This window comes from Haloarcula mannanilytica (assembly GCF_005406125.1).
In the GTDB taxonomy this organism is placed as follows: domain Archaea; phylum Halobacteriota; class Halobacteria; order Halobacteriales; family Haloarculaceae; genus Haloarcula; species Haloarcula mannanilytica.
Genome location: NZ_BIXZ01000001.1, coordinates 407920 through 422162, shown reverse-complemented (window position 1 = coordinate 422162; position 14243 = coordinate 407920). Strand labels below are relative to the sequence as shown.

Below are 14243 nucleotides of genomic sequence, written 5' to 3'. Positions count from 1 at the left end.
GTGGCCCCGGGAGTACCTGCGGGACCACACCGCCCACATCGTCATCATCGCCCTGCTGGTGCTGTACCCGCCGGTGTATCACACGCTGTTGAACTCGCCGGTCAGCGCCGAGACGCAGATGCTCCTGCCGACGGTGGAGACGATGGTCGGCGTCCTCTACTTCGGCCTATTTGCCATCTCTTTTGATTTCATCAGCGGCTACACTGGCTACCTCTCCTTCGGCCACGCGGTGTTCTACGGCACCGGCGCGTACACGGTCATCCTCATCGCTAACGGGAAGATGCCGCTGCTCGGTCCCGGGACGCCGTTCATGCTGTCGCTCCTGGTCGGCGGCCTCATCGCCATCGCGCTGGCGATACTAGTCGGACTCGTGTCCTTCCGCCTGTCGGGCGTCTACTTCGCGATGATTACGCTGGGCTTCGCGCAGGTGTTCTACGTGTTCGTCCGCGGCTGGGACTACGTCGCCAACAACCCCCGCGACGGCCCAGCGGTCGGCCCGAGCCACGCCGAGGGGTTCCAGATCGGCGTGCCCGGTATCGACCAGCTCTCGCTGTCTATCGGCGTGTTGACCGGTGACGAGGTGGCCCTACTCGGGTCGACGCTGTCCGGGACGGAGGTGTCCTACTACATGATCGGCCTGGTCGTCCTGGCCTGCTACTTCGCCATGCAGCGGGTCATCCACTCCCCGTTCGGACGGGTGATGATAGCCATCCGGGAAAACGAGGAGCGCGCCGTCGCCATCGGTTACAACACCTACCTGTACAAGCTCGGGGCCTTCGCAATCAGCGGCTTCTTCGCCGCCGTCGCCGGCGGCCTGTTCGCCGGTTTCAAGCGCTCGGCCAGCCCGGAGAACTCCTTTTACTTCCTGGTGACGGGCGATGCCTTGCTGGCGAGTATCATCGGCGGGTTCGGCACGCTCGCCGGCTCGCTGTACGGCCACCTGTTCGACGAAACAGTCCGAGAATTCCTCTCGAAGGCCGGCCAAGGAGGGGGTCTGTTACCCTATCTCCGCGCGCTACTGGGCCAGGAAACGCTGGACGCGACGCTGTTCGGAGACACGACCATCGGCGGGCTCATCGACCTGCTGTTGAACGGGCACGCGAGCCTCTACGTCGGCCTCGTGTTCGTGCTGTTCGTCCTCTACGTCCCCGACGGCCTGCTCGGGACGCTCCGGGCACGCATCGGCGGAACATTCGCCGAGGCGCTGCCGGCGAAGCTCTGGGGTGACTCCGACCAATGAAAACAGTGAAAACGACCGTCGAACCGCCAGACAGAGCGACGACCTGGGCGTGGGGCGGCCGCTCGCCCCCAGGCTGGCCCACGGAGAGGTATCGCCAGCGAGACGACACGATATCTGACCTCCCGAACACGGAGCCAGTAGAGCAATGACCGCGGAACCGGACCACTTGAAGGATATCCAACCAGAACCAGCCAGTATGCAATACGCGACCAACGACGGCGTCGACATCGCCTACGAACGTGACGGGCCGCCGGACGCCGAGACCGTTGTCTTCGTCGAAGGCATCGGTTACGGCCGCTGGATGTGGCTGTGGCAACAGGAGGCCCTCGTCGACGAGTACCAGACGATCGTGTGGGACAACCGCGGCACCGGCGACTCGGACGAATCCGAGGGGCCGTACACGATGCGCCAGATGGCGAGCGACCTGGAAGCGGTGCTGGACGACGCCGGCGTTGAGCAGGCCCACGTCGTCGGGGCCAGCATGGGAGGGATGATCGCCCAGCAGTACGCCTTAGAGTACGACCGGGCCAGGTCGCTGACGCTCATGTGTACCTCGCCGGGCGGGCCGGAGGCCAAGCCGGTCCCCGAGGAGACCCAGCAGCGGATGTTCGCTGTCCCCGACGACCTCGACGAACGCGAACTCCGGCGGTACAAGATGCAGCCGGCACTCTCAGATTCGTTCATGGGGGCCCACGAGGACCTTATCGAACGCATCATCGACTGGCGTATCGACAGCGACGCCAGCGACCAGGCTCTCGAATGGCAAGGCGCGGCGGTCCAGGCGTTCGACGCGTCGGACCGCCTCCAGGAAATCACGGAGCCGGCACTGGTCATCCACGGGACCGCCGACGAGGTCGTCCCCTATGAGAACGGGGAACTGCTGGCACGGGGGCTGCCAAACGCCGACTTCATCACCGTCCACGGTGGTCCGCATCTGCTGTTCATCGAGGAGTACGAGCGTGTCAACACACAGATACAGGAGTTCATCGACGATGTCTGAGATCGGCCCCAACACTCCGCAGGAATGGGTCGGTGCCTGGAGCGAACGCCGGGCCGCGCTCACCCCGGACCGCGAGGGGCTGGTGGACGCGACGACTGGCGAGCGGTTCACCTACGCCGAACTGGACCGGCGAGCGAACCGGACCGTTCGCCTGCTTCGACAGCATGGGGTCGGTGATGAATCGAGTGTCGCCGTCGTCTCGCGGAACCGTCCGGCCGTCGTCGACCTGTTCTTCGCCACCGGAAAGACCGGGAGCCGACTGGCCCCGCTGTCCCACCGGCTTGCGCCCCCGGAACTCGCCGACCTCCTCGACCGTGTGGACCCCGAACTCCTCGTCGTCGAGGCCCGCTTCGCCGAGACTGTCTCGGCCGCCCTGGAGACAGCCGACGCGACTGCCCCCCGCCTCATCCATCTCGAAACCGCAAGCGACGGCGCGTCCTCGGGCGCCCAACTCGACAGCACGCCCTACGCTTCGGCCCTCCCCGAGGACGACGCGCCCGTCGAAACGGCGACGGCGGCCCCCGGCGACACGCACCTCCTGCTTCACACTGGCGGGTCGACGGGGACGCCCAAGGAGACGGAAATAACCCATCGCGGTATCGTCTGGAACTCCCTGAACACGATCACGGCCTGGGGGTTGCGCGAGGACGACGTGACGCCGATGGTGTTCCCGATGTTCCACACCGGCGGCTGGAACGTCCTCACCGTCCCGCTGTGGCACATGGGCGGAACGGTCGTCATCGCCCGCGAGTTCGACCCCGGCGACGTGCTAGAGACCATCGACACCGAGGGCGGGACCGTCCTCGTTGCCGTTCCCGCAGTGCTTCGGATGATGACCCAGCACGACCGCTGGGCGGAGACGGACCTCTCGACGCTGCGCTTTGCCAAGTCCGGCGGCGGTCCCTGCCGCAAGAGCGTGATGGAGACGTGGTGGGACCGCGGCGTCGACCTCTCGCAGGGCTACGGCCTCACTGAGTGCGGTCCCAACAACTTCGCGATGCCCGAAGACTGGCCCCGCGAGAAGGCCGATTCCGTCGGGAAGCCGGTGCTGCACGTTGACGCCAGAGTTGTCCAACCCGAAGACAGGGACGACGGGGACGGTCCCTCCGGCCCGCGGGAGACGGTCGACCCCGACACTGTCGGCGAACTCCAGTTGCGCTCGCCCCACGCCGCGACGGGCTACCTCGACAATCCCGAGGCCACCGCCGACACGTTCGGCGACGGCTGGGTGTCGACCGGCGACCTCGCCCGCGTCGACACGGACGGCTACTACTACATTGAGGGCCGTACCAAGCACATGTTCGTCAGCGGCGGCGAGAACGTCTATCCTGCCGAGGTCGAAGACGCCATCGCCGACCACCCCTCCGTCGGTGAAGTCGTCGTGATTCCGGTGCCCGACGACACGTGGGGCCAGGTCGGGAAGGCCGTCATCGAACCCGCTGCCGGTGTCACGACGGACGGGGCCGGCGACCGGCCGCTAACGCTTCCGGAACTCCGGGCGTTCCTCGATGACCGCCTGGCCCGGTACAAGCACCCCCGCGAAATCGCGTTCGTCGAGGCGATGCCAACCAGCGGCCCGGACAAGATCGACCGGGGCGCGATCTCGGATCGGTTCGGGGGGTAATCCGTCAATTCAGGCGTATCTTCAAGAGGGCGGGGGCAGTCCTGTTTACACAATACGACTGACATGTGTGTGCAAGCAGATCAGATACACGTACTGCAAGTAGATACCGCCCCGCCGCTCGACGAAACCGTGGACTTTCCCGACACACAGCGGACGAACTCGCTCACGGTGACCACGACCGATCGGGCAGACGATGCGCTCGACCACCTCGAAAGGAACGCCATCGACGGTATCGTCGTCGCCGACTCCCTCCCAGACATGACCGGGCTTGCGTTTGTCGACGCGGTCCGTGAGACGGACCCCGATATCCCGGTTCTCTTGCTCACCGAGTCGGAGTCAGTTGCCAGCGATGCGGTCTCGCGGGGCGTCACCGATATTTTCAGAAAAGACACAGAGACGGGCCAGAGCGACCTTCTCGCCAACCGGATTCGGCTGCTCGTCGAGCGTCACCGGTCGACCGAAACCGCTGTTCAGGCCAGACAGCGATTGACGGAACTGGCGGAACAGTCCGACGAACTGCTGTGGGTGTTTTCCGGGGACTGGACCGAGATACAGTTCGTCAATTCACAGTACGAATCGCTCTACGGGCGGTCCGTCGAATCACTGCAAGCCAATCCCGCGGAGTTTATGACGGCGATCCATCCGGACGATCAGGACAGGGTCATTCAGGCGATGCAGCGCGTGTCGGCGGGCGAGGCCGTCGACCTCGAATTCCGCATCACCCGGCCGGATGACGAACGGCGCTGGATGCGGGCCGAGGCGCAACCGATTGTCGAGGACGGCACGGTCACCAGAATAGTCGGGGCTTCGCGCGATATCACCGAGCGCAAGCGCCTCGAAGAGTTCGCCAGCGAGGTCAGCCACGACCTCCGAAACCCGCTGGACGTGGCCCGCGGTCAACTCGAACTTGCGCGGGCGGAAAACGACGGCGACCACCTCGATTCGGTCGAGCGGGCACACGACCGCATCGGACAGCTCATCGACGACCTCTTGACGCTGGCCCGGAACGGCGAAGCGGCGCTCGACAGCGAGCCGGTGCCGCTTCAGACAGTCGTCGAGCAGTGCTGGCAAACTGTCGAGACTGGCGATGCGACGCTGGAGCTACAGACCTCGGCCGTGGTCCGAGTCGACCCGGCCCGGCTCCGACAGCTGTTCGAGAACCTCATCCGGAACAGTGTGGAACACGGTTCCACAAGCAGTCGGCCGCGGGCCGACGACAGCGTGGAACACGGCCCGACGCCACACACCGAGAGACAGGCGGAGACGGGCGAGCAGCGTGGGACGACCTCGCTGTCACAGTCACAGGGGACCGCGGCCGCCGACCTGACGCTAACCGTCGGCGAACTGGACGACGGCTTCTATGTCGCCGACGACGGCGTCGGGATTCCGGCCGAGGAGCGCGAGAACGTGTTCGAGGGCGGCTACTCGCTGGCTTCGGGGCCGGGCTTCGGTCTCCGAATTGTCGACGACATCGCAGACACCCACGGCTGGTCGATAGCGGTCACAGAAAGCGACGCCGGCGGTGCTCGCTTCGAGATCACCGGCGTCGAGTTCGAAACGGCGTAGCCGTGCCGCCGTGATACCGGGTGACCACCACGTCACCCGGTGCCGCCCCAGTCAACACCAACTACGGGGTCCGAACTTACGCTTCGTCGAAGACGGTGTCGCCCTCGACGACGTGCTCTTCGACGGTATCGAGGTCGAGCGTCAGCCCGAGCCCCGGCTCTTCCGGAATCTCGATGTAGCCGTCCTCGATGACAGTCTCCTCGACCAGGTCCTCCCACCAGTCGAGTTCGTAGGAGTGGTACTCGACAGCCAGGGAGTTCGGGACCGCGGCCCCGACGTGGGCGCTCGCCATCGTCGCAATCGGCGAGGAGACGTTGTGCATCGCCACCGGGATGTAGTACTGGTTGGCCACGTCAGCGACCTTGCGCGTCTCGCGCATGCCGCCGACTTTCGGCATGTCCGGTGCGACCATGTCGACGGCCTGGTTCTCGATGAGCCGTCGCTCCTCGGTGACGCGGTAGCGGTTCTCGCCGACGGTGATCGGCGTGTTCGTGGACTTGGTGACCTCCTCCTGCACTTCGAGGTTCTCCGGCGGGACGGGATCTTCGAGCCACCAGACATCGTACTCGTCGATAGCTTCGGCGAGGCGCTTGCCGGAGCTACCCGAGTACGTCCAGTGACAGTCGAAGGCCACGTCGGCCTCGTCTTTGACTTCCTCGGTGACCTTCTCGACGATCTCGGCCTTGTGGCGGATTTCGCCCGGGCGGAGGTGGCGGTTCGCGCGGTCCTTCTCCAGGCCGCTTGGCACGTCGAGGTCGAACTTCAGGGCGTCGTAGCCCAGTTCGTCGACGACGCGGCGGGCCTCCTCGGCGCAGGCGTCGGCGTCGGCCTCCTCTTCGGTGTGACAGTCACAGTACACGCGCATCTCGTCGCGATACTTGCCACCGAGTAGCTGGTACGCCGGCACTTCGAGGATCTTGCCCGCGAGGTCGTGCAGCGCCACCTCGATGCCGGCGATGGCGGTGACGGTGACGCCCTCGACGCTGCCCTCGCCGCTCATCTTCTGGATGAGGTGCTCGTAGAGGCGGTCGATGTCCAGCGGGTTCTCCCCGACGACGAACGGCTTCATCCGCTCGATGAGTTCCGGGACGCCAGCGCCCCAGTAGGCCTCGCCCGTGCCGACGATGCCTGCGTCGGTGTAAATGCGGACGAGCGTCCACGGGAAGTTCCCGTCGACCATCGTCGTCTGAATGTCGGTAATCTCCACGTCGCGGCCGCCGCCACGTTTCGCGGTGACGCCCATTGTCTCCGCGGAGAGCTCCCGCATCGTGTACTCCGCGTTCGGGTCGTGCAGGTCAGCGTAGTCTACGTCGTTTGCCTTTCCCATACCCCCCGATTGCTATCGGCGTCACAAAAGTGTAGAGGAAATCAGTCTCGGTCTGACACGGCCGTACAGATCACACTTTGGCACCAGTCGTCAGCCGCATGCGAAACCGCCACTGTCCAGTCGTATTCGTCACGCAAGAAGTTGAAGTGGGACCGCCGAGTGCCGCGATTCGTCTCTAGAGCTATCCATCCGTGGGGTGTCGTGGTTGTGACTCATGGGTCTGTGAACTGCTGTTAGTCGAGGTAGCTACGGCGCGATTCCATCCGCTTCAGCAGGTCCGGCTGGTCGTAATGCGTCCGAATGACCTCCGGGGTCGCGTTCACACGCTCGGCCAGCACCTCCGGCGGCCAGCCTTCATCACGGTGATGCGTGATCGAACCAGTCCGAATCCGGTGAGGCGAACGGGCCGACGGGCAGCGCGATTCGTAGCCGTGTTCCAGTGCCTCGCAGGTCTCCGTATCGCGGTCGTGCGGACACGTCCCGAAACGGCACGGCTGGGTGATGATATTGAACCGCGAGCGAATCGCGCCCTTCGACATTCGACCGGTTCCGCGCTTGCTGGAGAACAGCGGCTTGCGCCCGTGTTCGTCCTCGACCTCGACGCGGGTTACCTCAATGTAGTCTTCGAGCAGCTGCCCGATCTCTTCCGACAGGCCGACCGGACGCTCACCATCCTCCTGATTCTTCAGCGGCGTATCCGTCTCAGGCCGATGGCGGAAGTAGACGAACGGAACGTCGAACTGTTCGAGTTCCTCGTCGGTGAGTCCGTCCCGGTGGGCCAGTCGGTCGAGATCGTCGTCGGTCAGGTAGCAGTCGTCCAGGTCGAGCGCACGAAGCGCACCGAGTCGAGCACCAGTATGCCACGCCAGCGCGAACAGCATGTGGTCGCGGCTGGCGTAGTCGAACTGTTCCAGCTTGTGCAGAATCGTCTCGGCGCGGTTCGCCGTCAGTTTCTCCTCGTTCGCTCGTTCTGCCTTCGAGAGGGTCGGCACGTCAACCTTCGCGGGCAGCACCGGCGGAACGGCTTCTACGTCGACGCAGAAGTCCAGAAACAGTTTGATGGTCCCGAGTTGCGTGTTCAGGGCGTTCTTGGTTAGCCCGTCAGCACGTCGCTCGGAATCGTACCGGAACACGTCGCGCCCGGTGAGGTCGTTCAGGTTGTCGATGCCCTCTTCGTCGAGCCAGTCGACGAACTGCCGAACGCGGTAGTAGTAACTTTGGACCGTCTCGTCGGCTTTCTCGGCCTTCTGCCGGTCAATCCACATCTCCAGTGCTTGCCGCGGGGCAAGCGGTTGGAGATCGTCACTCATCGGTGTCCCCCTCGGACGGGGCATCCGGTTCTGATTCGACGGCGGACGAGCGAATCCGATTTCAGATTTGACGGGGCAGTCATCCACTTGTGACTGCTGAATCCTGGTATAAACCGGGCCGTCTCGGTGGGGTGAAAGTGAAACCGTGGGGCTAGGCCCACTGATTACTGCGTTTATCCGCCTTTCTGAATCCACTCTTGAGAAGCTAATACATCTACCGGACAACCTCCGGTGGGGTCGAGCGAGGGGTTTAATCCTCGCGGTTGTGTCTGCTAACATGCTTCCGTGGGATGGTCACGGAAGCCACAGCGGGCCGGTGTTGCAGCACCGGGTCCGCATTTTCCGAACTGTTGCAGCAGTCCGGGTGACCTCCGTAACTACTTCTTCTGCCAAAGCACAATAATGGTTTCTGTACTTGTTATGTGTCTAATCATAATAATACGATGGACCAGAGTTTATTTGGCGTACACAACCGATATGCGGTACAATGGCGGGCCGAAAACCGGACGTGACTGACGAAGAAATCATCGCTGTTTTAGAACAGGCTTCAGATCCCGTTCTGTCCACAAACGAAGTCGTCGATCAACTCCCGATCAAATCCAATGCAACACAGATACGACTGAAAGAACTGCGAACCGAAGGGCGCATTAACGGAAAACAGGCCGGACGTAGCTGGGTCTGGTGGGTTTCAGACGACAACGAGTAATTCGCTCTCCTGTCGGGGACTCAGTCGCCGCCAGCACATCGGGGACTCGTTCGGCGGTCGCTCTGTTTCACTTGTTCCGTTCTCCCATCGGGGACTCGGTCGTCGGTTTCACATCGGGGACTCGCTCACCGAGCACTCTACAGACTCGATCCGAAGCGCCGGGTTCACTCTTTCATCGGGGACTTGATCGGTTTCACATCGGGAACACGTTCGACGATCTTCTGATATAGCAGTCGACTGATTTCCTTTTTTAATAATTTCTTATCAACTAATTCATTCAGATTCTATTCTTGATGTGGATTTGGATGTTCTTCACGTAGTTTATTGACTTTTTCATCAGCAACTACTGTCGCTGTAAGGACAGCCTCAATCATTTCTTTCATGTTCTTAGCTTGGTCTAATGTTGGGTCGTTATTATTAATATGAGCACCATCATTTCCCGCATCTTTTACACCGAGAAGGCTTTGACGGAGTGATTCCGTGATTATTTCTTCATCAGAGAGTGTTTGAATCATATCATAAAACCCATCATTTGAATCAGCTTCAGTAATATCATAATACATACACACTGCATGAATCACTTTCCTGAAAACTGTTGCTGCACCATTTGGGGCGTCTGCACCCAAACAACGGACTCCTTCATCGTAGTAATCTTGGATATTATCCGGTAGATCTTCTCCAAAATCTTCAACTTTTGGTTTGGGGAATATTTCTTCTTCATCTATAGATGCAGATATAATACAACCACAATTAGGACACTTCAAGGCGACCATTTGGCCTTTTAATCTTGATCTGTTCCCTCTTCCTACCTGACGAAATGAGGATATATGGTCACAGAATGGACATTTAGCCTTTGCTACTGTTTCATCTTCTAACCTCTCGTGTCCAACATTGCCAGAACTACCGATGTTAGCGGTCTTGTAATTAAAAATGATCTCGGAACTCATTACTATAGTCTACATCTCTCAGGAGTTAAAACATATGTCCTACAATCACTTCCAGATGTCGATAATCGGTGGGTCTTTTTCACGGTTGATATCCGGCAAACCATCGGTATCCACAATATAGATCTCAGCAGTTTCGAGGTTTTGAGAACTATCAGCTACCTCGCTGCTCGGAAGATCCCAGTATGCATACGCACCGATGTAGTCAACAACACACCGGAAAGAGGCTTCTTCTGGCAGCGTTGAACGTACCTGCGGCTGTTCCACGTCTGAAACCGCCCTCTCTACAGCAGCGTCGAGATTGTCGAGGTCGTCCCACTGCTGACGCGCGAGGCTGTCGCGTATCTCGGATTCGCTCGCAGTTTGTACTGAGTCGAGCGAACACCAGCGTACGGCTTCGCGCACGTCCGGATCTTGCAGGTGGTCGTTCGGGTCGATTCCTTCTGTAATCGACTCCGAGCAAGACCAGAAGCGCCGGTTCGTCGCCCAGTACAGCGCGAGCTTCCACGTCGCCGCTTTGTCCACGTACGACTCTCGTTCGTCGTCGGACGCCTCGAAGGACTCCGTCGCGTCGAGCAGCGAGCCGAACGTCGCGCTCAGGTACTTCCCAAGATACGCGCCAGCCGTCGACTCCATTTCGCGGCCGTCGTCGCCGAACTCGATCAACTCGTGCGAGCGGGTTCGTTCTCGAACCCACTGCTCACCGTGATCGTGGTCGCCGAACCTGTACCAGTCGACGAAGCCCTCGTCACTCTGGAACTCTGGTTCCAGGTCGTCGAGGTCGTCGCGGTACGTCAGCGGGTACACGTCGACAATCTCGCCTTGGCCGTAGTCGGCCCATTTAGCGGCCACTTCCGGTTTGTCGCACAGCCACGGGAGGCCATCGGATGCGCGTATCGGCACGTCGAAAAACAGCACGTGCAGGTGCGGGTATCCTTTCTCAGTAAACTCCAGCGCCTTGATGTAGTCCGGTCGGTCACGAGGTCGCCCAGTCACCTCGCTATCGAGATCGGGACGCCAACCGGGAACATCTGGGTCGCGGGTATCGGCTTTAGTCGACGGGTCCGAATCGAAATACGACAACAGCCGGTTGAAGTTCTCGTTTATCGAGTCGATCCCGTCGAGCAGCGAATCTTGGCGCTTCGGGTCGGTCGTCAGCGTCACCAAAACGGCATTATTGGCGTTCTCGTAGCCGTATTCCAGCGCATCATTGAATCGTGCGAACTGCTTCGAGACGCGGCCTTGGTCGTTGAAGCGGGTCTTGTAATCCTTCGTCATCCGCTGTGTGGATTCGCCGCCGCGCCGGTCGACGAAGTGAACATCGAACAGCAGTTTGTAATCCTTGATGCGGTTCAGGTAGGATGTAAAACCGTCCTTCAGTAACTCGCGCAGGTCATCGTCTACAGAATCGACACGAGAGAGGTAATTACGCAGAAACTCGCGGTCGTACGTTATACCGTCTGTCTGGGTTGTTTGAGTAATGCCTTCTGTAATCAAGTCAAGAAGCCGCAGTGTCGGGGTCACGAAAAGAACGCCTGACGACCGGGATTTCCGGACGTACGGGTCGTCATCGGCTACGAGGTCGTCGATGAAGCGGTATGCAAACTGGTAATCCGGGTCCGAACCGTCGACGCGCTCGCACGTCTCCGGCGAGACTCCCTTCACAGCGTACGAAACAACATGAGACAGCGGCGTACCTTCCGGATGCGCCGCAATGAACTTCGCAATGCGTACGCGGTCTTCGTCACGTTCCGTCAGTGTTCCGTCGAGCAACTGGCCGTGGCCGAGGAGGTCGCGCTCTTCCAGGAGGTCCGCTAAGACGGGAGTGTTACATCTATCAGCGAGGTCAAGGCCGCCCAGGTGTCCCGGCGGCTCCACGCGGCTACTCATACGTAGGACCCCGCAGACGCAGAAACAGCGTTGGTCGGACAGGTGAACGCGGTAACGATTCCCCTCACCCGCCGGGTTCGGGGGAAACGCTCGGGCTTCCGGGTCGACCCGCAAGGGGTCGCTGCCGGCTGGTCGAGCAGGTGCGGGCCGCGATTGGCGCTCGCGGCCCGGTCCGGGCTGCTCGCTCCGCTGCGCTGCCGGGCGTGCCAGCTCTCCCGCACCCTCGCTTTCGGTGGACTGTGGAGGCTGGCAGACACGCACGGCTGCGAGGTCGAGTCAACCCCCGCAAGGGGGGTTTCCTCTCCCGGTCCTCGGCGGGCCGGGGTCGAGCAGCGCACCAACCGGGTTGGTTGGTCGGTAGGTAGGCTACCGCTCGCGGGTAGCCTTCCGTTCTGTCCTCGGTACATGGTCGGACAGAACGGTCAGCGGTCGAGCGCAGGATCGTCGACGCTGTGGCGGTCGAGAGTCGGCACGGCGTAGCAGTGGCGACACTCCCGCGCTCGGGCGTAGTCCGAGTCGATCTTGTTGATACAGTTGTCGTGACAGTGGGCGCACCGATAGGCCGTGTACTGCGACCAGTCGGTACTCTCACCGTCTGCTACGTGTGGCAGGTCCGGTCTGTGTTCCTCTGGTAGGTTCTCAGGGGTCGAACCACGCTTCGACGGGCTTGGGCCGGAGTCCGGTATCTCGCTCTTGTCGGCTTCCTCAGCGGAGTCTACGCGGCTCTCCGCATCACTCATCGGAACCACCTCGCACGAGATCGCCGTCGACCTCTTGGACCGCACGACGCACCTCTGCATCAGTCGCACCGTCCTCGACGAGTCGGCTCGCAGGAACGAACGCACAGGATGGGTACGGCCACTGCTGACGACGCCGAAGTTCTATCAGAAGCCGTAGCTTCTTGACAGACTTCTTATGGTTCGCAGAGGTATTTAAAGAACGATTAAATTTCAGCCGAATACGCGAAGGAAATTGGTCGCTCGCATACCTAAGCGTACAGGTGTCGGCATCTGGTAGAAGTTGAAGTGGGACCGCCGAGATTCGAACTCAGGTCCGACGGACCCCATCCGCCGAGGATACCGCTACCCCACGGTCCCGTACTCCGTCAGAGGGGGGTGTTTTAATTAAGGGCTTCGCTTTGGCGACGAGATTGGGAGCCTGAAACAGGGTGACAATGACGGGACGCAACCCTCATTGGTAGTTCACGCCATGACGCCAGCAGCGGTGGCCGCGAAAGCGTTATCGGCCGGACCGGCGAACCCCGGAGTGTGCTGGAGTTGACGTACGAGTCGGGGACCATCCGCGTGACCGGGGACCCGCCGTCGGACCTGCCCGGTGTCGAGTACGACGAGCGCACGCAAACAGCGAGAGCGCCAGCCTACCGGTACGCCGAACTCGCAGACGCGCTCGACGAGCGCGGGCTGGCGTACGAAGACCACGTCTACTCTCTGCCGTCGCTATCGCTCTCGACGACGTACGACCTCCGAGCGTACCAGCAGGCGGCGCTGGACGCTTGGCGCGACGCCGGCGATAGGGGCTGCCTGGAGCTACCGACGGGGAGCGGCAAGACCGTCATCGGCATCGCGGCGATGGTCGCGCTGGGGACGCCAACGCTGGTCGTGGTCCCGACCATCGACCTGCTGGAGCAGTGGCAGCGCGAGCTACAGCGGGAGTTCGACCAGCCAATCGGCCGCATGGGTGGCGGCGAACAGCGCGTCGAGGCCATCACGGTATCGACGTACGACTCGGCGTATCTGCGGGCCGACGAACTCGGCGACCGGTTCGGACTTGTGATTTTCGACGAGGTCCACCACCTCGGCGGCGAGGGGTATCAGGACATTGCTCGATTGCTCGCTGCGCCGGCACGACTCGGGCTGACGGCGACGTTCGAGCGGCCAGATGGGGCACACGAGGCCATCGAGAATCTCGTCGGACCGCTCGTCCAGCGCGTAGATATTGATGACTTGGCCGGTGAGCACCTCGCGGACTACGACATCAAGCGAATCGAGGTCTCGCTCACGGCGGACGAGCGGGAGCGCTACGAGAAGCACCAGAGGACGTTCACAGACTACCTCAAGCAGTCGAACATCCAACTCCGGTCCGGTAGCGACTATCAGGAACTCGTCAAGCGGTCGGGCAACGACCCGGCGGCCCGCGAGGCGCTGCTGGCGAAACAGCGCGCACGCGAGGTGATGATGAACGCCCAGCGAAAGGTCGACCGGCTGGCGACGATTCTGGACCGCCACCGCGAGGACCGGATCATCGTCTTCACTGCCCATACCGACCTCGTGTATCGCCTCTCCGAGCGGTTTCTCATCCCGGCGATAACACACGAGACCGGCGCGAGCGAACGCCGGGAGATATTAGAGCGGTTCCGCGACGGGACCTACTCCCGTGTCGTGACGGCGAACGTCCTCGATGAAGGCGTCGACGTGCCCGACGCGAACGTGGCTGTCGTGCTCTCGGGCAGTGGCTCCGAACGGGAATTCACCCAGCGGCTCGGTCGGATTCTCCGGCCGAAAGCCGACGGCGGGCGGGCGCTGCTGTACGAACTCGTGACTGAGGAGACCGCAGAGGAGCGGGTCGCACGGCGACGCAGGTAAAACCCTGTCTGCGCGTTTCCCTCCGCGATGACC

Annotated in this window: 11 protein-coding genes and 1 tRNA gene; 6 read left to right on the top strand and 6 right to left on the bottom strand. The window is 61.8% G+C overall.

Going from position 1 to position 14243, the window contains the following annotated elements; translation table 11 throughout:
- The first annotated feature begins 73 nt into the window (after positions 1–73).
- The 4 genes from Harman_RS02090 (at position 74) to Harman_RS02075 (ending at position 5430) form a co-directional block, all read left to right on the top strand.
- The gene (locus Harman_RS02090) at positions 74–1240 is read left to right on the top strand and encodes a branched-chain amino acid ABC transporter permease (protein ID WP_137683112.1); all 1167 of its coding nucleotides are present in this window, start codon (positions 74–76) and stop codon (positions 1238–1240) included.
- A 145-nt stretch (positions 1241–1385) separates the two neighbouring features.
- On the top strand, positions 1386–2240 hold the full coding sequence (locus Harman_RS02085) for an alpha/beta fold hydrolase (protein ID WP_137682165.1): 855 nt from the start codon (positions 1386–1388) through the stop codon (positions 2238–2240).
- Positions 2233–3864, top strand: a complete 1632-nt coding sequence (locus Harman_RS02080) for an AMP-binding protein (RefSeq protein ID WP_137682164.1) — start codon at positions 2233–2235, stop codon at positions 3862–3864. Before Harman_RS02085 ends, Harman_RS02080 begins: the two co-directional genes overlap by 8 nt.
- A gap of 63 nt (positions 3865–3927) precedes the next feature.
- Complete coding sequence (locus Harman_RS02075; RefSeq protein WP_137682163.1) at positions 3928–5430, top strand: PAS domain-containing protein; 1503 nt, start codon at positions 3928–3930, stop codon at positions 5428–5430.
- Between the two features lie 76 nt (positions 5431–5506).
- On the opposite strand, the gene Harman_RS02070 is transcribed toward Harman_RS02075, so the two are convergent.
- Together Harman_RS02070 and Harman_RS02065 are read right to left on the bottom strand one after the other, a co-directional pair.
- On the bottom strand, positions 5507–6757 hold the full coding sequence (locus tag Harman_RS02070) for a mandelate racemase/muconate lactonizing enzyme family protein (RefSeq protein ID WP_137682162.1): 1251 nt from the start codon (positions 6755–6757) through the stop codon (positions 5507–5509).
- Between the two features lie 233 nt (positions 6758–6990).
- Positions 6991–8067: a tyrosine-type recombinase/integrase gene (locus Harman_RS02065; protein ID WP_137682161.1), complete on the bottom strand. Its 1077-nt coding sequence runs from the start codon at positions 8065–8067 to the stop codon at positions 6991–6993.
- A gap of 508 nt (positions 8068–8575) precedes the next feature.
- Between Harman_RS02065 and Harman_RS02060 the strand changes: the two genes are divergently transcribed.
- Positions 8576–8773, top strand: a complete 198-nt coding sequence (locus tag Harman_RS02060; RefSeq protein WP_235007139.1) for a hypothetical protein — start codon at positions 8576–8578, stop codon at positions 8771–8773.
- 284 nt (positions 8774–9057) lie between these two features.
- Here the strand turns inward: Harman_RS02060 and Harman_RS02055 are convergent, their stop codons facing one another.
- The 4 genes from Harman_RS02055 to Harman_RS02040 all read right to left on the bottom strand — a co-directional run bounded on the left by Harman_RS02055 (position 9058) and on the right by Harman_RS02040 (position 12704).
- Positions 9058–9720, bottom strand: coding sequence for a DUF4145 domain-containing protein (locus tag Harman_RS02055; protein WP_235007138.1), 663 nt, complete (start codon positions 9718–9720; stop codon positions 9058–9060).
- 45 nt (positions 9721–9765) lie between these two features.
- On the bottom strand, positions 9766–11607 hold the full coding sequence (locus Harman_RS02050; RefSeq protein ID WP_137682159.1) for a hypothetical protein: 1842 nt from the start codon (positions 11605–11607) through the stop codon (positions 9766–9768).
- Between the two features lie 422 nt (positions 11608–12029).
- The gene (locus Harman_RS02045) at positions 12030–12347 is read right to left on the bottom strand and encodes a hypothetical protein (protein ID WP_137682158.1); all 318 of its coding nucleotides are present in this window, start codon (positions 12345–12347) and stop codon (positions 12030–12032) included.
- 286 nt (positions 12348–12633) lie between these two features.
- Positions 12634–12704 (bottom strand) — tRNA-Pro (locus tag Harman_RS02040).
- Positions 12705–12875: 171 nt separating this feature from the next.
- Here Harman_RS02040 and Harman_RS02035 point away from each other — a divergent pair.
- Positions 12876–14210: a DEAD/DEAH box helicase gene (locus Harman_RS02035; RefSeq protein ID WP_137682157.1), complete on the top strand. Its 1335-nt coding sequence runs from the start codon at positions 12876–12878 to the stop codon at positions 14208–14210.
- Positions 14211–14243: the final 33 nt, after the last annotated feature.